Raw genomic sequence first — 1,022 nt, 5'->3', positions numbered from 1 at the left:
GCACTCCGCCGTACTCTCGGCGCGCTTCGAGCCATTACTGACCCATGCTCCTAGCGGTTGCGGGCCACCGGGCCCGGGGATTGACTGTGGGTCATCCGACGACCCCTCACCGGAGGCCCGATGACCCAGACACGGTTAGCGCATATCGAGGTCGATGACGGCGTGTACGCGCCTCAGGCCGACTCGTGGTTGCTCTGCGAGGCGCTCGACCATGCCGACCTGGTCGCCGGCAAGCGGGTTCTCGACATCTGTACAGGAAGCGGGATTCTCGCCGTCGAGACCGCACTGCGCGGCGCGCGGGAGGTCGTCGCCTTCGACATCTCCCCCGCCGCCGTCGCCTGTGCGACCCGCAACGCCGAACGAGCCGGGGTGCGGGTGGATGCGCGCGTGGGAACGCTCGCCGACGCCCGACGGGCCGGGCCGTTCGACGTGGTGGTGTCGAACCCTCCGTACGTCCCCTCGGACGCGCCGCTGAGCGGGACCGGACCCAACCGGGCCTGGGACGCCGGCGCCGACGGGCGGGTGGTCCTGGACGAGCTGTGCGACCTCGCCCCCGACCTCGTGGCCCCGGGCGGGACCATGCTGATCGTGCACTCCGAGTTCTCCGACCCGCCGAAGACCATTTCACGGCTCGAGCGGGCCGGGTTCGACGCCCGCCGGGTCGCGAGCCAGGTCGTGGAGTTCGGTCCGGTGATGCTCGGGTACGCGGCGCGACTGGAGGCCGCGGGCCTGCTCGAGCCGGGGAGACGAATGGAGGAACTGGTGGTGGTCCGTGTCGACCGCAGGTGACCGCGACGCGCGGGTCGTCCGGATAGTCCCCGGCGGCCCCATGTTGGTCGAGGGGCCGGTCGACCTGGTCACCGACGACGGGGCCCGCGTCTGCTCCGACCGCTTCATGGTGGCGGTGTGCACCTGCCGTCGCAGCAAGACCTACCCGCTGTGCGACACCAGCCACCGTCGCAAGATCCGGGCCACCTCTCCCGGATCCCCTACCGACGCCTCAGCCGGCGCCGACGGCTGAG

The 1,022-nt window shown here is 71.4% G+C and carries 2 protein-coding genes; both read left to right on the top strand.

The annotated features are described in order from the left end of the window. Window positions 1–120 precede the first annotated feature (120 nt). The gene (locus IY392_RS17665) at window positions 121–789 is read left to right on the top strand and encodes a HemK2/MTQ2 family protein methyltransferase (protein ID WP_107757806.1); all 669 of its coding nucleotides are present in this window, start codon (window positions 121–123) and stop codon (window positions 787–789) included. After that, entirely contained in the window at window positions 773–1,021 is a 249-nt protein-coding gene (locus IY392_RS17660; protein WP_370446318.1) for a CDGSH iron-sulfur domain-containing protein, read from the top strand. The genes IY392_RS17665 and IY392_RS17660 overlap by 17 nt, the downstream gene beginning before the upstream one ends. Window position 1,022: the final 1 nt, after the last annotated feature.

It is taken from the genome of Dietzia sp. SYD-A1, assembly GCF_015356725.1.
Classification (GTDB): Bacteria; Actinomycetota; Actinomycetes; order Mycobacteriales; family Mycobacteriaceae; genus Dietzia.
This window is presented reverse-complemented; position numbering and strand designations above follow the sequence as displayed.